The sequence below is a fragment of the Acidithrix ferrooxidans genome, assembly GCF_000949295.1.
Lineage (GTDB): Bacteria > Actinomycetota > Acidimicrobiia > Acidimicrobiales > Acidimicrobiaceae > Acidithrix > Acidithrix ferrooxidans.
In genome coordinates, this window is record NZ_JXYS01000025.1 from 25,487 (window position 1) to 50,263 (window position 24,777).

Here is a 24,777-nt window from a genome sequence, read left to right on the forward strand (position 1 = left end):
CTTTGAGAAATTAATGGAGTCTCGATGAAATCTCGTCTGAGACTCCAGTCAAAAACGAGCGAACCGTTGACTCGGCCATACGATGCATAATCAATTTGTCGATCTTTTCGCCAAAAGCACCTAGAGGAACTCGATAGCTTCCACGAAGCGCCAAACGAACATGTGTCTCGTCCACCCTAGAGAATTCCAAGTCACCTTCAAGACGAGGAAAGAGAAACTTAGCCGAATGGGACTCCCATGCAATAGGCAACAAAACGCAACCAAAGGCTTGTCGACTTTCGCCCATATAAACTTCGACTTGTTTTGAGATCAATCCACTGGGCCCAACACGAGTTACGAAGGATTGATCCTCTAAGATCTCGCGACTGGCGACCCCTAGCCATTTAGCTTGGTCAACTTCAAGTAGTGATACCACCTCTTCATATTTGGCTTCAAAATGGACGAAGTCAAAGATGAAGGTAGCTGAACCTTCTTCAATGTCACCAGACAAATCCTCGATAGCCATAGATCTCACCTACTCTCTCTAATTAGTAATACTCAATTGGCAACGCTTCAATTGATAACGTCGTCGCCGCGCAAAACCTAAATGTAGATCTCGTCGCTCTCTCGCAACTAAATCCCTTATTTCAACGATTTTTCAAACTCAATATACCCACCTGGGATTGCCGTACTATCAAACAACGGGAGAAACCAATGGGGTTTTAGGGTCAAACTCTTTCGAAACTTCTAATTCGTACCCTATGATTTTGGATCAAATCCTCACTTTTGTATTAGGGGAAAAGGTCACAAAGATCATACGACAGCCTCTTGATAAGCACTTAAACCAGTTCAAAGGCTATATAACACAGCTCGCACTCACCGCAATCGACCAGGTAATCTCTCAGCTAAAATTCAGATTCACCAAAAATATCAACTTTTGAGAGCTTACAAAGAAAGCTTCAAATAAGATAATGGTGGTAATTTCAATCCAAATCGCCTTCCTCCTCGCCATTGTGGCCTCCCGCGCTAACAGTCTAAGGAGTCGTCTAGGTGTTTGAAAGAAAGAATTACTGTGGTCCTAACGCTACAAGCAAGCCAGCAGCCGGCCAATTATTTTACAGAACGTTAATCTTTGTAACCATCTGTTTTGCCAGCCTTCTTGGTCCTCTCCCAGCAAGCGCATCTGCTAAGGCAACTTCGGGCAATGGGTCGTACGCTATTACGCTCTATGCGCCCTCTCAGGTCGGCACGCCAGCGCTCCCTGGAAAGACGATTGTAGGCACAGGCGGAAAGCCGATCTACCCCGTACTTTTTCCAACCCTCACAACGGACTCCAAACAATTTCAAATCACGCCCTGCGTTGCGGTCTTTTTCAAATATTATTCGACCAAAGCCCAAGCCGCCTACGCCTACAACTTAAATCCACAGCTCTGGTTTACCTTGAATCGTCACTATGGACCATGTAAATCTCGCCAAACCAACTATCAAACCAGCCCGACACCACCAAAGGTCTCACAAAGTACCATTGTTGCCGAGGTTTCGCGGCTTCTGCCATCGCCAGCTCCGTTCATGACGCCATATTTTGGAATATTCGGTCTAGACAGTTACCTCAGCAGCGGCGCCAAATTCGTTGATCAAATATCGGTGTCTACAATTGCCGGAAAGGTCGTCGCGGTGGCTAGCGGGCAGTTGACGATCGACTACGGCGATGGAAGCACTCCATTTGGGCCAACTTCAAACTCTGGCGGTAAATATCCTCTTGGGGATCTAATACACCTCTACAAAAATACCGGTTGCTATAGGATCACAATCGTTGAAAATTGGAGTGTCAACTATTCAGGAGGAGGGAGTTCTGGTACCATTGGGGGAATCACCACCCAGGGCTCATTGAACAATTACTGCGTCTATCAAATGAACGCGCTTATGGTTCGATAAGGCGGTTATCTACTGGGCCACACGCTTTTGAGATACTACGCCCTCTTAGGGTTCTTCATTCGGTATATTTGGCTTTCGATCCAATTCAAAATCATTTTGATACAAACAATATCCAGACCAAAATGACTCTCAGCCAAGAGGTAGCGATCTCCCTGAGTGCTCAGTGACATTGGCTCTGGGTTGCATTGACACGCAACTCTGTGTTTGATCGAATTCTCAACTAGACCCAAGTGATCATACGAACCTAGACTTAATCCAAATCTAGGTTCGTAGGATCCAAGGAAATGGCCATATCCAAGAGCTCATCCTCTCCAATTTGAGGAGCTTCTACCTCACGGTATCCGTCTTTTGTCAAAAAGATAAATCTAACATCGTCAACTACAACCCCCAAATTGCAGCTTTGGGCCAACGCTTTGTAGAGAAAACCCTGGCCCTTATATCGATCAAGCGCCTCATTTACAAAGTCATCCTCTAGAGTCGATACCACTTTATAATCGAACAGTCTCAGGTGACCATCGATCACATATCCCAAATCAATGACACCGTGAACTTGACCAATACCCTCCAAGGTCGCCACTATTGGAAACTCTCGCATAGAATCTTTGGCGTTTCGAATGGAGGGGACCTCTAGCGCCACTTCAAGTATCGAACAGACCAAACCTATAGTGAGGGGATCTACCCCTAGATTCGAGAGAAGCAATTTAGAGCGATCCATCGTCTGGGCCGGATCATCAAAGATCGCTTCCGCCAAACATAAATGTACATAAGAGCCAACTTCGCTCCTAGAACTAGGTAAGGCAGACGTCGGGGTGCTCCCTTTAGATCTCGAATGCCGATAAGGTTTATCGACTTCAAGTTGCGAAGCGTTGATCCAAGTTCCACGTCGAATTGATCGCTCGATCTCTAAGCGGGCTTGGACCATCTCCTTGGTAGAGGCCATGGAGTGTGATCTAGTCATCGTGGTAGAAACCACTGGCCGTGCCAGATCGGTCTCGACAAAGTTAACCGCTTCTTTGGATAGAGCGACTAACAGCTCCCAAGTAAACCTTATGTTGGAGATATCGCTCGATCCCCAAAGCGTCTTAGCGGCGGCGATCTCATCTCCTGTGGCTGGGATGGTAACAAAAAGACGATCTTTGGCGCGGGTGGTGGCAACATAACAAAGTCGTACGCTCTCTGCCAAGTCCAACTCCTTTTCTGCGTTCGCTGCTTGTTCGTATCCATCGCTGTATGCCTCTTTATGGAACCTATAAGCGAGCGGAACCACCCCTTGCCCAAATCGATCCGAAATTACCTTTGCACCGCCTCCATAAACGAGGTGAGTTGAGCGATGCGAACGAGTAAGCGAACTCGCAGTGGAGGTCAATATGACCACCGGAAATTCCAACCCTTTAGATGCATGAATCGTCATGATCCGAACGTTAGAAGTGCCCAGATCACCGCCCTCACTCTCGTTGGTCTTTAGGTTATCGGCCATCTTCTTGGTCACGAAACTGACATACGAGCCAAGCTCGCCAGCACCCGTTGAACTCCATGAAAATGCCTCCTCCTTGACGTAGTCAAGACGCCGCCAAAGCTCCGGCGGATTACTGGTCGCAGATCCACGGACAACGAGCGAAAAGGAATCGATCACATGCAATAGACATTCATAGGCTGATCGAGTGCGGGCCCTATCATTTAGATCATCAAGAAAGGAGATAGCACCTTTCAATCTCTCAACTTTTTGGTCGAGCTCTGGGGTATGGGCTGCATAGAATCCCCTTCGGATTGCCTCAACCGCTCGTCCTAGGCTTCCATGTGGCAAAGATAGGTCGACCAAATCCTGATCGCTAAAGCCCATCAAAGAGGACCTAAGGGCATGAAATAGACAAAGTCCATCATATGGGCGGACTCCAGCTCGCAAAAGCATAAAGAGCTCTGAGATCAGTGGATCTGAATAGATTGAGGTTGACTTAGAAGATAGAAAATCAATACCTTGACCTCTCAAAGCCCAGAACAACTCATCCAAAATGGCTCGATCCGGAACCAAAATTGCAATGTCACCATATTCAACGGGCCTCAAGCCATCCTCACCCTGAATTAAATGCCCCTCATCTATCAATTTGTTGATCGTGGCGATTACTAGCTCCACTTCGACCTGGCGTCTTTGATCAGCAGAGATTCGAAACCCCTCATCAACGACTTGGTACTTTGAACTTGCTAGTAAGCTAACGGGCTCATATCGGTCGCTTCGCTGTCGCACAGATGCAAGGGGGGAGGCCGGCAATCCACTCGTTATTGCAAAGTAGTCCTCAAATGAGTCATTGACCCAATTGACTATCTCCTCATTCGATCGAAAATTGACATTGAGGTCGACTCGACTTTCCGCAGAAGTCGACCGAGCAACCAAAAGATAGCCATCTAGATCTGCACCACGAAATCTATAGATACTCTGTCTGGGATCCCCTACGAAAAATAGCGGCGCCAAAGGAGTTTTTTCTTGGGCGTCTATCGATCTCTCAAAAGTCCCAGAGAGTCGTTTGACAATCTCCAACTGAACAGGGTCAGTGTCTTGAAACTCATCAACCATAATCACCGAGTACGAATTGCGGATCTCGCAAACAAGTTGCGGTGGTGCGTCTCGCAAAAGCTCCAAACAAAGATTTAATTGATCTCCAAATGTGATCTTTCCCCCTCGTCGCCTCGCAAGGCGAAGCTCAATTACAAACCCACAAAGCACCGAAAAGACATTTTCACAAAGCGCCTCAGTAATTTTTTCCACCACACCCTGACGGCGATCTTGAATCTCGCGGATCATCTCAACGACAGCGTTCTTTTGGGGAGCACCTCCCCAATTGGCAGCCTTGCCCTTATTACCTGGTTTGGCCGTCGGAAAATAGGGTGCAACCCTTGAGGAGAGGTATAAAAAAGCTAACGACGGCTCAGAAGAAGAGAGAGCCTCTCTTAGACGTGCACCCGCATCAACCAAAGAAGAGACAAGTTGGGCCAAAGCATCTTGATCCGCAAGGGCATATTGGTATTGTGGGTTGGCGCCAAGGGCGTCAATTTCCTCAATGATCCCGTGGATCTCATCAAAAACATCGACGACCTCCTCCTGATAGTTAGTATCAGGTGCGCTTAAAGTCTCCTTTTTGTGTCGGTAATCGCCGGGGTCAAGCACTTTGTTATCGATCGACCGCGCCATCTCAAAGAGGTCGCTTGGCTTTATGCCAAGTTCGACCAAGAGGCTTATGGAGGTAGCAGCGACCGGATCACCAAAGACATCTACAAAGAAAGAGTCCCATTCCCTTTGAAAAAATAAAGCCTCTTCCACCTCATCCATCGTTGAAAAGACAAGTGGAAGGCCGACCTCGAGAGGGTTTGAAGAAAGAATTGAATTTGCTAACGAATGAATCGTTCCAATTGGAGCACTCCCCAGGAGATCAAGGGCTCTCTTGGCGAGACCGAAACTCTCGCCTTCTTGGGCAACCTTATCTAGGAGGCGCATCCTAATCCGATGGGCTAGTTCGGTAGCAGCGGCATCGGTAAAGGTAATAGCGGCGATCTTGGTTATATCCACACCCGACTCTACGATCGAAATAATGCGAGAGACCATTGAGGTGGTCTTGCCGGTCCCAGCACCGGCTCGCACGAATAGGGTCGAATCAATCTCACTGGAGATTCGAGAACGCGAATGACTATCTATTAATGGCTCTACCATCTATCAACACCTATCATCAAAGATCTGATCTCACCAATGAGATAATCGATTGCCAAACCTGGAGGTCCCAAGGCACGTCATCGCCAAGGTTGACTCCGACAGAAAGAAGGCGAGCTTTGAGTTTTGCGCGCGTTCGAAGGGCATCTAATCCATCGGGATTACAGTATGAGCATCCCCCTTGGAAAGCTGTATAATCATGCAAACCTGCCAGAAAGAGTCCATCTCGGATCAGAGCTATAGCAATAGCACTGGTTTGTAGACCAAGATCTATAGCCTCTGCGGGTACTTCAAAGCGAGAAATTCCACGGCGCTCAGAGACAAACCAATATTCTAACTTTACCTGATCAACCACCTGATCAAAAGAGGTCATCAGATACCTCTCAAGTAGTTGCCGATAGAGAACAAGCTGGACCTTCTGAGGCTTTAGGTTTTTGCCAGATAGATAGCCCTGGGAAGAGCCGGTCTTATAGTCAATCACAATATAGGATCGATCACTCAGCTTTATGACCCTGTCCATCTTCCCCACCAAATTGACCGAGAGGTCCTTCAAAAAGGGGCTCTGCATTGTTAGAGTTGTAGGTTCAATGCCAAGCTCGCGAAAGTCGTCCTCGATAACAAGGCCAACGAGAGATTTATTCATGAGGTTGACAAACTCTCTCGCCTCTCTTTGGATCGTCCTGTAGTCCAGCTTCCTCCAAAACTTATAGATCGAAGTGGCCCAGGGCCTCTCTGGTTCAAAGTGCTGCCAGGCTTCATCTACAATCTTTGACAAGTCAGAGTCATCGATCTTCAAGATACCTCCCGAAGACAAGGTCCGCCCTTGAAAGTATCTATCGCCTAATCTCTCAAAGATCTCATGGAGGATCCCTCCTCGAACAAGTGGATCGAGCCTAAGTACAGTCTCCGGTTCGGTGATCTCTCGTATCCTTAGGATACGCATCGCAAAGAAGGCAAAGGGGCATGAAAGCCAGTCCTCAACATAAGTAGTTGCCAATGGTCGAGTCACCCCAAGATCCAACTTTGAAATATCTACCAAAGAGAACAAAGGCGTTGATGGCTCTGGGGCCCTAGGGTAAATTGATAGCTGATCACGGGACCTCTCGGGCAATTCACCAGGGGTAAGGTCTTGGATAATCGCAGTCATAGAATCATTGATAGGCACCCGAATCTTCTCTAAAAGGTCAAACCGAGAGCGAATAGTCTCAACCCCTGTATTTGCAAGGGGTCGATCACTTCTTCTATTTGACCCCTTGAGTATCTCGATAAATGCCGAGGGAAACTGTCCCTTTGCTTTTGCTACATCAACACGAGGATACGTTAGCGTCACCGATTGACTCATGCCTATCGATAGCGCCAAAGCTCTATTTCCGATAGCGACCCGGTCACCTTGACGTTGGAGCTTAAGGATATTGCGGGTACGCTCCTCCAAAAGAGTAGCCGGAGGTGAAATCGGAAAAAAGCGTTCAGTCATACCTAGGACGAATGTATTTGAAGCACTCAATCCGCTAAATGACGACGCCAGTTCAAGGCGCAATCCAGCCTTATCGATCTCAAAGTTGCTGGGCGTACTTGGCGTTGCGTGACCCAAGGAGATCCAAAATCCAAGTTCATTCGGCCTCTCATCTAGATCGTCTCCATCCAAGCCAACTACTTGCGCCAAACCCGCGACTATCTCTTGCACCCCTTCTCGTGGTATCTCATTTCTATCGAGGGGCGAAGCTTCAAATAAAAGAGGAAGCTTCTCATAGACAACTGCAAGAAGTTTCCAGGTAGCAAATGCCAAATCTCGCCACGATCGACCACTTAGAGCTGCGGTCCAAACGGAAAAGCTCTGATCGAGACGAATCAAAAAATCACTAAGGATCTCTTTGGTAATCTCATCCTTGGAGGCAGAATTCTCACCCCTTGTTTCAAGTCGATTCTTCCAATCGCGAGCCCAGCCAAAGACGTCACCATCTATCTTGGCCGAAATCGTCACTCCAACTAGATCCCCAAGCGCCAGATTGTCGCTTTGGGCCTCTAAGTTGGCATCTAAAAGTACCGAGACAAGGTCGCTACGTCGTTTATTTCTACACAGTTCCACAAGCTTAAAGGCCATAACTAAAGCCGGCTTAGTTCCTAGGTTGGATGCATCACTAAGAAAAGATGGTACCCTTGCTGCACTAAATCTCTCCAAAAGACGATGAAGGTAGGTTGGCTCGTTAGTATATCGAACCACAATGTCGGAAATCGATATACCGCTAGCCAAAAGCTCCAAGACCTTGGTCACTACGTAGTCAACTTCGTCGGCTACATCAGCCAGGGACACCTCTTGGAAGTCGGAGGTCGAAAGAGCTATCTCCCTTGGCAATTCCTCTGAATTCAAGCCATCGCCAACCGACCCTAAAAGGTCAAATACCTCACTAAATCGGCTATCCACCTCGGCAATTCCGCTTCTGAGGTGAATGATATTTAAAGGAGTCTTTTCATAGAGTGCAATTAGCATCTTAAAGGCCGATGCCAAAAGGCCATGGGGGGCATACAAAACCACCGAGCCAAAGGCCGCTTCGATTGCAATTGGAGCACTCGATCCAATTACATCGGCAGCTACCCCAAAGATACTTGACTCAAGTATTAAGTTAGCCTTTCGTAACTTTCTAGAGATCGAGCCATAGACATCCAAACAAAACCTAGTAGATACCGAGACACCCAAGCCGCTCTCGATAAAACCGAGATCTGAGCCACCCAACTCGACAATGGCTCGCTCTAGAGCACTCAAGGTCTCAGAGTCTGGAGCAATTCTGTCATAGAGGCTCGGATTTGAGGCCTTTACCTCAAAAAATGCGCTTCGCAGCATCGATTTGGCCGTCAAGGCTGAGGCGATTCGAGGCACTCCATCCAATTGCAATTGTGCTACCGATCGCTTAGCGAAGGCCAAAATGGACAAAAACTCGACATTAAAGAGATTTCTAGTAGTCGCCAACTTGCTCGAAATTAAAGTCGGACTAAGGCCACCTGGGACAATTACAGTTACGCCACGCATGGGAGAGTTTCCCTTTATACGATCGATCTCCCATATAAGACGTTCTAGCGCCTCTCCGAGATAAATCTCTTGAGCCATATTGTTTTCACCATTCCATTATCTGCGCAATAGAACTGACCATCAACCAACTCCACCATCACCCAAGAAGGCCAAAGCCTCAAAGCGTTGCATATTAATGCGCAATACTTTTCAAGGTGCAATATAGCAAAGGTATGCGACCATTAAAAAAACAGAGCCTTCTTCGACCATTAATAAAGCAGAGCTTTCATAGCCACGAGCCGTCACCTAGAAAGCACCCAGTCGGTCATCTATTGACCTGTAAAATCAATGTAACTTGCTTTGGCTAACTGCGCTAACTCTCGACAAAGGCCAATCTTTGGATGGTCCATCTCCAAATCCACAAAGACTGCCTCGATCTTCTCAAATGCAATCGATTCAGCAGCCGCCATTGCTAAAACCCGAGCATCGCCTTGCACAGAGGTCGGGCGATGGTCGCTCAGCACAATTAGAAGCGGATTCAAACCGCCATTGCTAGTACTTTTACACAGCTTGATACCCTCTTGGATTCCGAGGTGCAATGGTGAAGTGCCTCCCGATCTAAGCTGGCCCAGCCGACGCTCGACCAACTCGATACTTCTAGTAGCTTTGAGAATCGTGGATGCACTCTCTCTAGCAAATGCCACCAAAGCAACTTTATCTCTTCTTTGGTATGACTTCTCCAAGACTCCAGAGAGTATCTCCCTTGCCAGGGTCACCCTACGATCGAGTCCCATCGAGGAAGAGGTATCTAAGACAACGATGACCAGCCGGGCTTGATTCTCTAAGAAAAGCGTGCTTCTCAAATCGTCGCTCGAAAGATCACTTTGTTCGGAGTTACTCATCGATATACGCACGATATTTGCCACAACACTGGCGGTGTATGCGATTTTATTTGAATCATAAGTGCTCAAAGCCACGCTAGCCACCGCAACACCTCGGCTTTGTGAAGGGGCCAGCGGGTTTGGTCGTCGCGAGGGGTCTACAAAATCTGAGTTTCTGGCTCCAAATGGTCGCGACTTATCGAAGAGCAACGGCCGAGCCGAAGCTTTCGATAGATCAAAGTCGGCCACATTGTAGCTTCCGCGGCCACGATTATCACCAAAGGCCGATGGATCATTACGAGACGGGCCGCCCTCAGTTTCAGTCTCAGTCTTGGCTAGGTTCTTGGCCCTAGCCTCACCAAGTGCGTTGTATGAACTTCCAACTTCGCTCATAGGACTAGGCGTATCGTCCATGGAATCGTTCTCATCTGTCTTGGTAGGCATATCAGCGTTAAGGTCTTGGCCAGGGGCTTTACTAGAGCCTTGGCTTACTCTATCTTGGGTTTCACCTTTTATCTTGGGTTTTGGGTCTTCTCGGCTATTGCGCTCATCCATCGATTTAGCGCCTTCAGCTTGGGAATTCGATCTACCTTTTGAAGAGGATCTGTTACCATCTCCTTCTTGGCGATCATTTTCGGTGGCTAATGTGGCATCACTTCTGTGGCCAAAGACCATTGGAGCCACTCTTTTTAGATGATAAGGCTTCACTACCTCCTCATTACACCAAGCTGCATAGGCCGCAGAACTTCGGATCAATACCAAATCTCCTCTGAGCGATGGTGCACCAAAGTGCGAAATGATCTTTCCAAACTCCTCCCATGAACCCTCATCAAAGGAGGCCGCCAAGCCAAGGTCTCCCTTTTGGGCTGAGAACTTTGCTCTTTGGATTGCCTCCCGAAGCTCTAATTGACTCTCTAGATAGGCCAGGCAAAAACGCTCTGGATCTCTGTCGAAATCCAATCTTCGCCTTACAGCATCGATGCGTTCACTTGGATCAACCAAGGGCTGGGCCCTAACATAAAGACCAAAACGATCAAGCAGCTGTGGACGCAACCAACCCTCTTCACGATTCATGGAACCAATCAGCACAAACCGCGACTCTTCGACAACCGACACATTGTCGCGCTCCACTCTGTTGATACCCGTTGCCGCAGCATCCAATACCAGATCCACCAAGTGATCCCCGAGGAGATTTACCTCATCCACATATAAGATGCCACGATTTGCCTTGCCGATAAGGCCCTGAGAGATAACCACTTCCTTGTCGCCAAGGAGGCGGGCAAGGTCTATCGATCCCTTGAGTCGGTCTTCTGTAGCACCTAGGGGAAGTTCCACGAATGGAGAGTTGAGATCTATCAATTCGCTCAAGCTGCGAGCCAAGGTGCTCTTAGCGGTCCCCTTGTCCCCTTCCACCAAAACCCCACCAATTGCTGGATCGATTGCAGCGATAATAAGGGCTAGCTTTAGGTCTTCGTTACCAACTACTGCGCTAAATGGAAAGATCTTACTCATTGGCCTCTCGCCTACCTTCTTCCGCCAATATTTCACCGGCAAGGAGCTCTTTGGCCTCGCGAGATGGCTCCTCCCAAAGTCCTCGTGATATGGCTTCCATCAATCGATTGGCAATGGATACCACGGCATGAGGATTGACCTCATGGAGAAAGCCTCTCACCTTCGGATCCCCTAGATAGGCTTGGGTGACTCGCTCGTACATCCAATCTTCAACCACATTTGCAGTGGCATCATAACCATAGAGATAGTCAACTGTAGAGGCGAGTTCAAAGGCACCCTTGTAACCATGATTTTGCATAGCAGAGATCCATTTTGGGTTGATAACCCGCGATCGGACCACCCTAGCTGCCTCTTCTGCTAGGGAGCGAACCTTTGGCGAGGTCGGATTAGAGGAATCTCCAAAGTAGCCCTTGGCATCTACCCCTGTAATGGACCTAATGGCCGCAAGCATTCCCCCATGGTCTTGGAGGTAGTCGTCGGAGTCAAAGATGTCATGTTCACGATTGTCTTGATTTTTGATCGCTATATTTGCAGCACCAAGTCTCTTTACCAGGGCCTCTTGGGCTGGAATCCCAAATCCACTGCTCGAATAAGAATAGCCAGACCATGCCAGATAGACCCGAGCCAAATCTTGGTCATCACGCCAATTCCCAGCATCCAAAAGAGGAAGTATCCCCGATCCATAGCCACCAGGAGCAGGTCCAAAGACTCGGGCTATCTCGCCCGAAGAACCTAAATTTGACTCTGGGAAGGACCTAGCAACCTCCATTGCAGCTTGGTCAAACAATCTTATGGCACCCGGAAAAGCATCCCTAAAGAATCCAGAGACACGCAAGGTCACATCCACCCTAGGCCGCTTTAGTTCTTCATCTGGAATAACGCTGAAGCCAACTACCTTTTGCGTTGACGGATCCCACTTGGGCCTCACGCCCATTAGCCACAGTGCTTCAGCTATATCATCACCGCCAGTACGCATAGCCGCGGTCCCCCAAACGACGATGGCAACCGATGTTGGATAGGATCCCGTCTCAAGCAGATAGCGATCACAGACCGCTTGGCCTAGCAGTGCACCGGTCTCATAGGAAGCGATGGTTGGAAGCGAACTAGGATCGATCGAATAAAAGTTTCGCCCGGTTGGTAGAACTTGAACCGCACCGCGAGATGGTGAGCCCGAAGGACCTGGCTCAATAAATTCTCCAGCCAAGGCTCGTTCTATGGCAGTTATCTCGTCAATTGTCGCATCCAGACGAGGCAGCAACTCCATGCGAAGGGCTTCAAGACAGCTTCTAACTTGACTATTTTCCCTAAGGTCTCGATGCAACTCTGAATCGCACTCAACCTCTTGGGCCAATATATATTCACTGATAAGTTTGGATGCTACATCGGCTATCGCATCGCTTTGGTTTCGATCTTGTGGGTCCAAGTGGGCAACCTCGGCAATTGTTTCATGCAGAGACGGGTATGAGTAGGCAGGAATTCGACTCAGCGCAAAGATCAAATCGACAAGGGGTTGCCCATCATGGCAACGACCCAGCACGTGCAAACCACCTCGAATGGTTGCATCCTTTATCTCACAAAGATACCCATCCAACTCGAGCAATATCTCATCAAAGTCATCGTCTTCAAAGTCAAATGAAGCACCGTCTAGATTTAGGTCCTTATGCATCTGGACCTCTTGCATAAGCTCCCAGATGGACGCCCGAATCGATGGCAGCTTTGAGGGATCTAAAACAAGATAGCGCGCATGGTTATCGAGCAATGTCTCAAGCTCAAGGAGCTCCGAATAACTCTCGGCTCTCGTGAGAGGGGGAATCATATGGTCAATAATCACTCCATGGCTACGCCTCTTAGCTTGGGTCCCCTCTCCCGGATCGTTTACTACAAATGGGTAGATAAGCGGAATCGAACCCAAGGTGAGATCTGGAAAACAGTGTCTTGATTGACCAGTTGCCTTACCCGGAAGCCACTCAAGGGTACCGTGTTTGCCGAGATGGACGACTGCATTAACGCCTATGATCTCTTCCAACCACCGATAGAAAGCAACATAGTGGTGCGTTGGCGCCAACTTTGGAGAGTGATAGATCGCGATCGGGTTCTCTCCAAATCCGCGCGGAGGCTGTATCGTTAAAAAGATATTTCCGAACCAAATTCCAGGAAAGAAGAATTCGCCATCTTCATGATACCAATCACCAGGTGGATCACCCCAGGACTTAATCATCGTTTCTTGGACCGAAGAAGAAAATGACCCAAAGATGCCAAGATAGTCCTTGACCTTCAAGCGATTGGTGACTGCGGCCCCCTGCTTGATCCCTAGGGCAAACTCCTCATATTCATAGGTATCAGAGAGCCTCTCCATCAACTCGACGCCGGAGTTAGGGATATCTTCAATGTGATATCCAATCTCTTTAAGGTGATTCATGAGAACTATCACCGACTCTGGTGTGTCGAGGCCAACCGCATTTCCCAATCTGGACTTCTTGGTTGGATATGCAGAAAGCACTATCGCCACCTTCTTCTTAGCCGGAGCGAGGTTCGCCAGTTGAACATAGCCTCTGACCAACTGCGCCATTCGAGATATTCGCTCTGGGTCACATCGATAGGCATAGATGGCGGCAGTTTGAGAAAGATCCGACTCTATCTCCTCTTTGTATGAGACAGGAACCGTTATAATCCGTCCATCAAACTCTGGGATTGCGACCTGCCAGCTCGCATCGAGTGGCCCAAGGCCGACCTCAGACTCTAGGAACTCCTTGTTCGAAGCCGATGAGATAATTGCCTGAAAGACAGGAACACCCAGATCACTTGTGGCGCTAGCATCCCAACTCATCGTCTCTTCGTCGAAACTTCCAGCGGCTAACATGGTGACGATTGCGGCTTTTGGTCGGAATTTCCGCGCAAATGCCACGACATCATCGCCTTGGGCGACATTGTCGATTCGCCTAAGTGAATAGGCATAGATCGGCACTCCATGAAGGCCCTCTTTGGCCAGCCCTTGACAGATCTCATCTATGAATTTTGTATTTCCCGAGATAGCATGTGCCCGATAGAAAAAGACTATGACATTGTTATTATCATCCTCATCAGGAAGATAACCACCTAGAACGCCAACTTGTGGAATTGCAAGCGCCTTTGTGTACCCGATAGTTGTCATCAACAAGGTATCAGACAAGTAGTAAAAGAAGTTCGCGAAGTTATCGGGGCCACCCTCAATTAGATAAGAGGCTGCGCTTACCAAAATAGGTTCAGGGACGTTGGACAAAGTCGCAAGCTCGGGATCAAAGTCGGCCTCTCCACTAAATAGACAGACGAAGATCCCGCGCTCCATCGCACCTCTAAGTTGCTCCATTATTTGATCGCTCAAACCTCTTCGTCCGCCAAGGACTCGAAGTGCAATCAGCGACGCCGAGGCGATCTCACTTGGAGTCACCTCATCAATACGTCTTGCGCTAATTCGACCAAGCTCCCCAGAAAGTTCATCGCCGACCAAGGCGATCGAGAGGATCTCGGTGTCAGCGTTCGAGATATAAAGAATCATTCCATCTTTCCAATTCTCAATTAATTACTTGATAAAGCTCATACAAAAAAAAGCCAGAGACATGTCATCAAAAGACACAGGCCCCGAGTCCATCATCGTCAAGAGTCGCTCACTAAAACCGTAACTTTCTCAAAGGCGACTTGGGGTGCTCAGATACCGATCATCGAATAGATTGCACTCATCGAGAGATTTTCTTGGATCAACGACGCGGCACTTTCAAAGTACGCCTCGCGAATCAGACCATAGGAAAAGTCATCCCTATAGTGCTTATTGACTCTCTGGGCAAAATAGTCGAGAATTCCATTACGGGCTTGGTCGTTCTCAAAGAGTCCATGAAGGGTCGTTCCGCCAATAGCGCCCTGACAATAACCTTCTTCAAGATAGTCACTCTCATCAAGCGAGCTTTGTGAAGGGCCACCTGCATCAGATATCTGAGCTTTTTGGGTCGAATCTGGCGCCTTTAGATAAAAGAGAGGATTGCCCGGAGAACGATCTACAATGCCGTGGTGAATTTGATAGCCCTCGACGTATACCTCAGTGCTTTTCGCAATCGCCAACTTTCCATTACGTCGAGCTAGGGTCTTTTCGCCTTGAAAATTGACTGTTCCGGATATGAGATCCAATCCCTTGTAACCCATATATTCCGACTCCACGCCATCGTTGATAAGGCTCATCAACATCTGATAACCACCGCATATACCAAAAAGACCACCGCCATTGGCCACAAAGCCTTCGATCGCAGCTTCGAAACCCGCCGCTCGAAGCGCCATCAAATCCGAGACGGTGCTCTTGCTCCCAGGTATGATCAATAGATCTATCCCTCTCAGGGCTCGGGGATCACTCACCAACCGTAAGTCAACAAGAGGCGACTTCGCCAGTGGCTCAAAATCATTAAAGTTAGAGAGGTAAGCCAGGTTCAAGATACCAACGACAAGGCGTGAATCTACCCTTTTGCCATTCTCATCACCGCAGGGAACTCCCCCTTGAAAATTACCGTTAATCGAACGACTCCGTGGCGAAAAAAGCTCCAAGAGACCCAATGAATCCTCGGCGTCCACGCCCATATCTGGAAGATAGGGAATTACCCCTATTGTAGGAGTAGATGTGAGGCGCAACAGTTCTGTTAGTCCCGGCTCTAAAAGGCTAGGATCCCCACGAAACTTATTGATAACAAACGCACGAATTCTGCTGCTCAGCTCAGGGGCGAGGATGGTCTTGGTACCAAAGAGGCTAGCAAAGACACCTCCTCTATCGATATCACCGACCAGAATCGAAGAAATTCCGACTCGATCTGCAAATCCTAGATTCACAAGGTCATTAGAGGCTAAATTGATCTCCGCTGGAGAACCCGCTCCTTCACATATAACTACGTCATAACTCCGTGTCAAAGCTTTGAAGGCGCCATCTACAATCCCCGTCAACTCCATTTTCCTACTCTGAAAGGCGCTCGCAGATAAGGTTTCAGACTCCCTGCCCATGACTATAACTGAAGAGGCCATTGCAGAAGTTGGTTTGAGCAAAACCGGATTCATCTCAGCTGTCGCTTCAATTCTAGCTGCGGCAGCTTGAGACGCCTGGGCACGCCCAATCTCTTTACCATCGAGCGTCACATAGGAGTTCAACGCCATATTCTGGCCCTTAAATGGCGCGACTGAAACTCCATCATTGGCCAAGGCTCTAATGATGGCCGTGACCACGAATGACTTACCGGCATTGGAGCCAGTTCCAGTAACTAACAGTCCTTTATTAGACATTCCAAGCACCATACCTTTGACAGATCTCTTCGAGTGAGCCTTCTAGGCGATCCAATCCATGCTCGTCACAAACGGCTATTCGAACTCCGTCGATATAGCCAAATGATCCACCACTGCGCAATAAAATCCCCTTTTCTAGGAGCCTATGTAATAGCCTCGGTGCGTCTTTGATGAAAAGGTAATTTGCATCAGAGCGACAAGGAACCAACCCAGCCCTTGTCAAGATCTCGACAAGGCGGCGTCGCCCTCTAGCGGTTTCAAAAGCAACTTGGCTCAGATCGATTCGCTCTAAGATCAAAGGCACCATCGCCAAGGCGAGGCCAGAAACCGACCACTGCGTCTTAGCTCTACGAATTGAATTTGCAGTCTCATGGTTAGGAGCGATCAAAAAACCAAGCCTCAAACCCGGTAGTCCAGACAATTTGGTCAGCGAACCCAATGAAAATGCACCCGTCTCAAAGTCGCGTCGCGTCCAAGTGCCAGTTGCGATAGGGTAAAAAGCTTCGTCGTAGACGATCACATCATCAACATCACCTATCAATTGGCCACTTGGATTATTTGGATTAGAGACTATCATTTGCCCGCCACTACTATCGGCAAGGTATCGGCTATAAAGTCCAAAGTCAAAACGAGAGACCTTTGCACTCTTGATGTACCCACAGACTAATGAGATCGCCTCGGCGCCGCCATTGGTCAAAACCAAGAGGTTTGGATCGACGTTGAGTGCCTTCGCTAGAAGATTAGTGCTTGAAGATTCATTGGGATATCGGCTAAGGGAGTCTAAAGATGCGATCAAATCCTCGCGAAAATCCGGGGCAGCAAAATTAATGGATGCAGAAAGATCCAAAAGTGACCCGGCCTCCATCAAAAGAGCCTCTTCGATCATCCCACCATTGCCTCCATGGGGGGAGTTGGCGAGACCTAGTGCCATCTCAGCGACCTTATCATGATCGCATTTCGATATAGGCGTGCCAACGGGTATCTTCAACACGGAGATCCATCGGCTGCCAAAGGGCCAGAGTCATAGGAGTTGTTAGAGTTCGTAGTCACCTTTAGCCCAGGTGAAAGAGCAATTGCCACACCGATTGCGACCATCCAAAGTGAAGCTCGATCTACAACCTCAATCGCACGCCTTACATCCGCCGGTGTTGCGCCCCTTGATCCGCCCAATTTGGGTCGATCAGATAAGACCCCGTCATATGTGATTGGACCGCCCAAGGCTACATCGAGCATATTTGCTAGGGTCGCCTCCATTAAGCCAGCATTGGGAGAAGGGTGAGCTCTAGATTGAGAGTGACTCAGACGAACTATCTTGATCACTTGTGCAAGGGTTGCTCCTCCCCCTCCCAAAATCAGGGCCAGTGATCCAAGTCGTGCCGGGAGATACCCCAAGGCGTCGTCAGTCTTAGCCGAGACAAATCCAAAGTTAACATAACGCTTATTCAAATGCCCCACCATGGCATCTGCTGTATTTGCCACCCTGTGTAAGAGTGAAAAGCGGTTACCGCCGACGCCCTCCCAAAAGATCGTCGCCGCCACAGCATCGTTGAAATTTTCAGCTAACGTTTCAACCAGAGCACTAGCGATAGCTTCGAAAGTTAGTTCGGCGGTATCCCTCCCAACGACCATCGAGAGAGCCCGTCGCGCAGGAGCGATATCACCGGCCTCCAAATGAGTCAGAACCTCCTCCACGTGCTGAACTAGAGAACGGCGCCCAAGTGCTAAGTATGTTGCAAAGGTCTCCCTCTTCCATCCCCTTGGAACCAACCCGAACAAGGCTATCGGAGCGGCTAGAGCAGCCAAATAACGAAGGCCCCCCGCCTTGGTGTCGCTCCAAAAGATCTCTTGCGCAAAATTGGCGTATCTACCATAGTGCACCAAAGGATGAATTGGGGATGGCAATTCACCAATTGTGGAATCTAAAAGGTAACCACCCACTATTCCCATTGCCCTTGAAACACTAGAGTTTGCTCCAACCCTAATGCGTAGGCCCTTGGCCATTTTCTTCTTCTGTCTCGCATAAAAAACCATCGTAAATCCCAACTCAAACCCCTAGGCCACGACTAAACGGCGCAACCTGATTCAAACAATCAACAAATCCTCAAAAAATTAAGCGACAAACGAACAGCGAGGAGCCACTAACGACGCCAATCTACCGAATAGCGCTTAGGAAAAATCCAACCTCAAAGGCGACCCCGGCAGCCCCAAGAACATCACCGGTGACTCCACCTAGGCAAGACCGCGCACGCCAAACAACCAAAATAGCCAACAGCGAGCCAAAAACAATGCCAACAAGCGGCCTTGCTCCTTCCAAAAGAGTCATAACGGCGACAATTGCAACGACCTCTACAATCAAAACAGCCATTATCGATTTAGTTTCTGACTCCTTGGTCAGACCAAAGACCCCAATCATCGAATTAGATCGAGCTGGCTTTTGGGAGATGACCAAAAGAGCCATTATTGCCCTAGAGAGGCCATAACCGCCAATGATCAACGCGCCAAAGCCAAAAGATGAACTCAGATATGAAAATCTAAGCAAAAGTACGGTTCCGACCGTGATCGCACCAAAGGCACCGATTTGAGGCTCTGCCATCACCAAGAGGCGTTTTTCTCGTGACAACGGCGCTATCAGACCATCGCCACAATCGGCCACCCCATCCAAATGAAGCCCACCGGTTATAACTACATCTACCCCAACCAAGACGCCACCAAATGGTATGACACCCAAAAATGGGTGGACCAAAAGAGAAACGATCACAATAACCAAACCAAGCAGCATCCCTACTATCGGAAACACAGCAAGTGATCCCCGGGAGAGGCGACCTCGAGTGGGAAAGATCGATAAAAAACTAAGTGATGCAAAAAAACTTCTCATCGTCAACTATCACGACCGATGGTCAGCTCCACCATGGAAGCTCAAGAGACATCAGACGATTAGCGACAACTAAGAATGCTTGATCAGCTATGTTGGAGATCTCACCGGACAAAAGACCAACCTTGTCAACAAAGTCAAATGTTGTAGTTGATTCAGGATGAACGCCCGCACCGACGACCTCCCCAACTACGACGATTGGAACATGTCTATTTCCAAGAGCGCTACAAAGTCTCTCAATCGGAGCGCAAAAGTCCTGGTATCGCACTAACCAGGTACCTATTGAATCAATTAAAAGTGGTGTAGTGGCATTGACGATTAGATCGACGAGTTGATCTCCCGACTCCAATTCAATAGTTGACATCCAATAGGCGCGCCGAGATTGGTGCCTGGCAATACGATCATTGATGTCATTGGATTGGCCCAGTGTTGCGACATAGGTGCAGCGCTGACCGTAGCGTTCCATCCACTTCTGGGCTATATCACTCTTACCTGATCGCGTTCCTCCAAAGAATACAACCAGTTCCTTATCTACTTTCAAGATGTCCTCGCATCTCGCGACCCCATGGGCGCGAACTATTTTTTAGGTCAAATCAGATATCCTGGCTCCGTTTCATCACCTTCGCACAACCTTCCAGATGAGATTTTCATCCGTGGCATTGCTGTGCGATGCTCCACGTTACAGTTGCGGGACAGCGCGGGCATTTCACCCAACTTCCCTGAAATTCCAATTTCATACTACCGTTTAGAAGTATGGGAATTGCAGATTCAATCGTATTACTAAACACAGGTCACGGAAAAGGAAAGTCTTCGGCGGCTTTTGGAGTCATGTCACGTGGATGGGCGCGTGGATGGCGAGTAGTTGTCGTTCAATTTATCAAGTCAGGCAAATACAAAACCGGTGAAAAAAAACTTGCTGACACACTGGGAATTGAGTGGCACACCCTAGGGGATGGCTTCACATGGGAATCGACCGATCTTGATGAAACCGCCGCTAAAGGACGCCACGCCTTTGGCGTCGCTAGAGACCTCCTTATCAGCGGCGACTACGACCTGATAATTCTCGACGAGCTTACCTACGCCATAAAGTACGATTGGGTGCGTGAAGATGAGGTTATCTCAGCGATAACAAACCGCGCGAAAAAGACAAATGTTGTCATCACCGGACGCGATGCAACAGATGGGTTGATAGAAATAGCCGACACTGTTACCGAAATGCGCAAGATCAAACACGCATACGACCAGGGAATCAGGGCAAAGAAAGGCATTGAGTTTTGATGGTGACCCGAAATTACTGCGGCCAATTTAATTCTTCATCAAAATGACCCAGGAGACAAAAATCCCAGACAATGACTTTAGATCCTTCCTTATCGCTGGTTCGGCATCAGGAGTTGGCAAGACATCTATCTCAATTGGAATAATGGCTTTACTAAAAAAAGCTGGCTATCGAGTCGGAGCTGCAAAAGTTGGACCAGATTTCATAGACCCCTCTTATCATCAAATCGCAACGGGACGCCCAAGCTACAACTTGGATTCGTTTATGACGGGGAGAGATGGCGTGTCGACCTCCTTTTATCGCGCATGCGAAGACAACGACGTCGTTGTCGTAGAAGGCGTAATGGGACTCTTCGACGGCTCTGACAAACTAGGCATCGACGAAAAAACCATCAAAGGAGATCCCCCCAGGTTAGGATCACACCACTCAACCTACGAGATATCTAAAATCTTGAACTTACCGATAGTCTTAGTCCTAGACGGCAGGGGTCAGTCGCAATCCATTGGGGCCCAAGCATCTGGCTTTATCGAGCATGCAAGAAAGGCCAGTGGCGACTCCAATATAATTGGGGTGATAGTCAACAAGACCAAGAGTTCCCGCCATCAACAGCTGATGGATGGTGCCTTTAGCAACCTGGGAATCAGGTGCTTTGGGCATATTCCCTATGGTTCGCTCCCGAATCTAGAATCGCGTCACCTAGGTCTAATACCAGCCCTCGAGCGCTTAGAAATGGTTGCGACCCAAATCGACCAAATAGCCGATCGCCTCAGCCAATCCATCGACATCGAAGAGATCTTAGAGAAATCAACGTCAGTGGCTCGACCGAGCCAACTTCGGCTCAAGGAGAAAGCACTTGGTGCTCATTTAGCGGCGCCAAGGAGTTTGGCCCCAAGGTCAAAACCCTTACCGATTGCCATGACCATAGGAGCGGCATTTTCCTTTATGTACCAAGAAAATATCGACCTGATCAATGAAGCTGGCGGCCAAATCGTTCCATTTGATCCCTCAAGAGAGGCCTTCCCTAAAGATGCAGTTGGACTCATAGCCTCTGGAGGATTTCCTCAACTTTACCCAAGAGAGATCACAAACAGCGCTGGCCTATCTTTGGAACTTCAAAGACGACATCTCGATGGAATGCCGATATGGGCTGAATGCGGTGGTTTGATGTGGCTCACCCAAGCAATCGACGAGATCCCGTCAATCGGACTCCTAGATTGCAAATGCGCGATGACAAAAAAACTAACCCTAGGCTACAAAAAAGCGACGGCCACCGTCGAGAACCTACTCTTTGAGGCTGGATCAACGATCTACGGCCATGAATTTCACTACTCTAGGATCGATGTCGAGACTCAATCGCTCATTTCAGACGACTCGCCGATCTCCTGTTTCGCATCCCCAACCTTGTACGCTAGCTATCTTCATCTCCACCTTGGAAGATACCCAGTTGCTGCGAGCCGCTTCATTGAGGCCGCAAGAAGCTTCCAGAACAAAAGCACCATCTAAAAGCAATAGCTGCTAAAAGCTTTTGGCGCCGAGACCATTGGTTTCCCGAATCCATATTTATCCCGAATCCAAATGATCCTTATCTAGCTAAAAATACTCACCGAAGTTCTTTAGTGGCAAAAAGCTTCGGCTTTATTGCTTTGTTTCTCCTAGAGTCGGTATTTCTCCTAGCATTGGGCGCATCTCTGAGACGGAAAAAACTATCCTAATATTTGCAAAAAGATCAATTGATTTAGACCCCAAGTAAGGCCTTTAGTTGATACCCTTGCGCTCTAGAGTTAGATCAAGATCGAAACTAAAAAAGATTTTGAAGATCTTGCTCCTACCCAAAGTCGGACCTTATCGCAGGGGAAATTACGGTAGCAAAATAACTTAAATAGTCTTCGGACACCAAGGAGGCTTCTACGATTCTCTCAATCTGAGTTCCCAATTGTTCGCCAACTAGCGCTTGGCTCAAACGATCGGTTTTGGCGAGTGCCTCTCTGACCTTGCCAAAACGACGCCCACACTTGTAAATTACCACAGTTGCCTGCCTATCAGCCAAGAGGTCGCAAAGGCGATCGAGATCTTCGTCTTGGACTACCGCTACGACATATAGCCGCTCGCTATTATCCAAAAGGTCCATATTGACGCGGCAAGCCAAGTAAGTAAAGGCTGGTATCCCAGGAACCATCGAGATCTCAACGCCATTATCCAATTGCGAGACCGCCCTAGCCAACGGATAAAACGTGGAATATAGTGATGGATCCCCTAGGGTCACAAAGGCTACATCTTCATCTGGAGCACATCTCTCAAATAGCTCTCGTGCAGCCGCCTTTGCACTACTTTCACGCAAAGTTTGGCCAGAAGTTCCCCGAGTCATTTGAAAGACGATCCGTTCAATCTCACGATTTGGCAAAATCGCTCTCACAACCTCTTCTGCGCGACCCGAACTTTCCATCGAGATCGTGGGCGCTAAAAGAATAGAGGCGGACTCAAGGATCTCCTTGGCCAAGATAGTCATCATCTTCGGATCACCAGGGCCTACCCCAACGCCATACAACCGCCGCAGTTTACTTCTCCTCGTTAAATCTCCAACAAGGGACCATATCTTACAGGGATTTTAGATTCAACTAACCCGTCGCTCCCAGGAAGTGATCCTAACGGAAAACCGCTAAGAAAATCTTCACTTACCGCTTAAAAAACGCCCCTTGTGTCGATATGTATGATTGCGAATACAAACAACACTCAAAGTGGTATTTTGTGATAATATTAAAAAATACAGTTCGAAAAAAGAAATATAAATAGGATTGAAGAGATGCACTTTTAATTGCGATATAGTTAGCGTCTTGTGCGCTCAAATAGTGATTCAGCAGACTAGTGACGAGAGATAAGAAATGATGTGCCCCGACGGACCAAGATGCGATTACAAGCCACTTGGGCATAAAACCTTCAGAACGACTAAGTAGACCTTCGACATGCCAAAACAGAGCGAGCCGGGCAAGTTTGCTAGCGCAATTGAAAAAACACAACTAAACCATTGGCTAAAAGACGCACCTACTTCACTTCCCCTCACCACAGGTTCAAGGGGCAAATGGATCAGTGCATTGGTGATTGCTGGAAGCTTCATGGGTATCGTCATAACCTACGCGCTCGGGTCTCCAGCTTTCTTTCTAATTGACTACATCCTAAATGGTGCATTTATGATCGTCGGATTTGCAGTATACGCAATGGCTGAAAGAATCGGCCGGGTTGGCATCAACCTAGTGGTTATCGCGTCCACCTCGGTAATAACCCTAGAGATAGCAACAGGATACGGAAAAGATCCATCAATCCTGGCAGTTGTCTTTTATGTATGGGTTGCACTCTATGTCTTTTCATTTCTTTCCACCGCTGAATCACTTGGTCATGTTGGATATATCATTGTCGCCTACACCATTGCAATTGTTTATGGCGACAAACCAAGCGCGCCGCTAGCGGACTGGCTTTTAACTGTGTCAACCGTGATCGTAGCGTCAACAAGTTCTGGGTATTTAAATTACACGATTCGCCAAATTGCAATTACCGATTCAATGACATCCCTATCAAATCGCAAGGGATGGGATTTAGCTGCGCCCCGTGAACTCAATAGAGCTCGAAGAAATGGCGCCTTTGTGGTTTTGGCGATGATCGATATGGATGGCTTCAAAGAGATCAACGATACACATGGCCACCCAATGGGAGACCAAATCCTAATAGATGCAGCCAAGGCAATCAGAGCGAGCGTTCGTCCATTTGATATAGTCGCTCGATGGGGTGGCGATGAGTTCATCTTTTTAAGTTTGGTCGCAACGCGAGACGACGCCAATGCATTTATTGATCGAGTTGTCACTAACATACAAAGCGTTAGCCCGATCTCCTGTGGCGCTGTTGTAGCTTCACCAGATCGTGAGATACAGGAGATGATTGACGCTGCAGACGCTGCGCTCTATCGCTCGAAAAGAAATCTAGAAACGTCCTACCAATTGCTAGACATTTGATTGATAGATTTCTTACAAGAGCAATCAAAAGCCAAAAACACCGTTGAGCCTTCGTGATAATCGAAAAAAGTAGCATCATTTTAAATTGCGACCATAAACCTCTTCGATTTTTGCCATATCCCAGATTGGAACCACAAACTTGGAACTACCCGTGGAAGGTAATATTCAACTCTAACACCATATGACATGAGCAATGGCCCATCTTTTCCACAGCTAGAGTGCAATGCCACCCCGTTGCAAACAGGACAATGCAACCAGGGCAAAATATTGGTGAGTTTTGACAAGAATTGATAGGCCATAATTTGACCTCATCAGGCCTACGCTCGTAAAA

At 48.1% G+C, this 24,777-nt stretch carries 15 protein-coding genes and 1 riboswitch; of the genes, 4 read left to right on the top strand and 11 right to left on the bottom strand.

Features of this window, described 5'->3' with window-relative positions:
• Nucleotides 1-10: 10 nt before the first annotated feature.
• Nucleotides 11-505, bottom strand: a complete 495-nt coding sequence (locus AXFE_RS04815; protein WP_052604746.1) for a hypothetical protein — start codon at nucleotides 503-505, stop codon at nucleotides 11-13.
• Nucleotides 506-1,029: 524 nt separating this feature from the next.
• On the opposite strand from AXFE_RS04815, the gene AXFE_RS04825 reads away from it, so the two are divergent.
• The gene (locus tag AXFE_RS04825; RefSeq protein WP_052604748.1) at nucleotides 1,030-1,914 is read left to right on the top strand and encodes a hypothetical protein; all 885 of its coding nucleotides are present in this window, start codon (nucleotides 1,030-1,032) and stop codon (nucleotides 1,912-1,914) included.
• A 250-nt stretch (nucleotides 1,915-2,164) separates the two neighbouring features.
• Here AXFE_RS04825 and AXFE_RS04830 read toward each other — a convergent pair whose 3' ends face one another.
• The 9 genes from AXFE_RS04830 to AXFE_RS04870 form a co-directional block, all read right to left on the bottom strand.
• Nucleotides 2,165-5,614, bottom strand: a complete 3,450-nt coding sequence (locus tag AXFE_RS04830; RefSeq protein ID WP_052604749.1) for a UvrD-helicase domain-containing protein — start codon at nucleotides 5,612-5,614, stop codon at nucleotides 2,165-2,167.
• A gap of 16 nt (nucleotides 5,615-5,630) precedes the next feature.
• Nucleotides 5,631-8,714, bottom strand: a complete 3,084-nt coding sequence (locus AXFE_RS04835; RefSeq protein ID WP_052604750.1) for a PD-(D/E)XK nuclease family protein — start codon at nucleotides 8,712-8,714, stop codon at nucleotides 5,631-5,633.
• A 230-nt stretch (nucleotides 8,715-8,944) separates the two neighbouring features.
• A complete protein-coding gene (locus AXFE_RS04840) occupies nucleotides 8,945-11,008 on the bottom strand; it encodes an AAA family ATPase (RefSeq protein WP_052604751.1) in 2,064 nt (687 codons plus the stop codon).
• Nucleotides 11,001-14,543, bottom strand: a complete 3,543-nt coding sequence (gene cobN, locus AXFE_RS04845) for a cobaltochelatase subunit CobN (RefSeq protein WP_052604752.1) — start codon at nucleotides 14,541-14,543, stop codon at nucleotides 11,001-11,003. The genes AXFE_RS04840 and cobN overlap by 8 nt, the downstream gene beginning before the upstream one ends.
• A 149-nt stretch (nucleotides 14,544-14,692) precedes the next feature.
• A complete protein-coding gene (locus tag AXFE_RS04850) occupies nucleotides 14,693-16,297 on the bottom strand; it encodes a cobyric acid synthase (protein ID WP_052604753.1) in 1,605 nt (534 codons plus the stop codon).
• Nucleotides 16,290-17,285 carry an aminotransferase class I/II-fold pyridoxal phosphate-dependent enzyme gene (locus tag AXFE_RS04855; protein WP_052604754.1) on the bottom strand — a complete coding sequence of 332 codons (996 nt, stop codon included), beginning with the start codon at nucleotides 17,283-17,285 and terminating at the stop codon, nucleotides 16,290-16,292. Before AXFE_RS04855 ends, AXFE_RS04850 begins: the two co-directional genes overlap by 8 nt.
• Nucleotides 17,282-18,328, bottom strand: a complete 1,047-nt coding sequence (locus tag AXFE_RS04860; protein ID WP_152625869.1) for a CobD/CbiB family cobalamin biosynthesis protein — start codon at nucleotides 18,326-18,328, stop codon at nucleotides 17,282-17,284. Before AXFE_RS04860 ends, AXFE_RS04855 begins: the two co-directional genes overlap by 4 nt.
• 121 nt (nucleotides 18,329-18,449) lie before the next feature.
• A complete protein-coding gene (locus AXFE_RS04865; RefSeq protein ID WP_052604756.1) occupies nucleotides 18,450-19,172 on the bottom strand; it encodes an adenosylcobinamide-GDP ribazoletransferase in 723 nt (240 codons plus the stop codon).
• 22 nt (nucleotides 19,173-19,194) lie between these two features.
• A complete protein-coding gene (locus AXFE_RS04870; protein WP_052604757.1) occupies nucleotides 19,195-19,710 on the bottom strand; it encodes a bifunctional adenosylcobinamide kinase/adenosylcobinamide-phosphate guanylyltransferase in 516 nt (171 codons plus the stop codon).
• 34 nt (nucleotides 19,711-19,744) lie between these two features.
• Nucleotides 19,745-19,919: riboswitch (cobalamin riboswitch) on the bottom strand.
• 3 nt (nucleotides 19,920-19,922) lie between these two features.
• Here AXFE_RS04870 and cobO point away from each other — a divergent pair.
• Complete coding sequence (cobO, locus tag AXFE_RS04875; RefSeq protein WP_052604758.1) at nucleotides 19,923-20,447, top strand: cob(I)yrinic acid a,c-diamide adenosyltransferase; 525 nt, start codon at nucleotides 19,923-19,925, stop codon at nucleotides 20,445-20,447.
• A gap of 43 nt (nucleotides 20,448-20,490) precedes the next feature.
• The gene (locus AXFE_RS04880; RefSeq protein ID WP_052604759.1) at nucleotides 20,491-21,948 is read left to right on the top strand and encodes a cobyrinate a,c-diamide synthase; all 1,458 of its coding nucleotides are present in this window, start codon (nucleotides 20,491-20,493) and stop codon (nucleotides 21,946-21,948) included.
• Nucleotides 21,949-22,270: 322 nt separating this feature from the next.
• On the opposite strand, the gene cobI is transcribed toward AXFE_RS04880, so the two are convergent.
• Entirely contained in the window at nucleotides 22,271-22,990 is a 720-nt protein-coding gene (gene cobI, locus AXFE_RS04885) for a precorrin-2 C(20)-methyltransferase (protein ID WP_052604760.1), read from the bottom strand.
• 415 nt (nucleotides 22,991-23,405) lie between these two features.
• Between cobI and AXFE_RS04890 the strand changes: the two genes are divergently transcribed.
• Nucleotides 23,406-24,446: a GGDEF domain-containing protein gene (locus AXFE_RS04890; protein WP_052604761.1), complete on the top strand. Its 1,041-nt coding sequence runs from the start codon at nucleotides 23,406-23,408 to the stop codon at nucleotides 24,444-24,446.
• The last annotated feature ends 331 nt before the right edge of the window (nucleotides 24,447-24,777 follow it).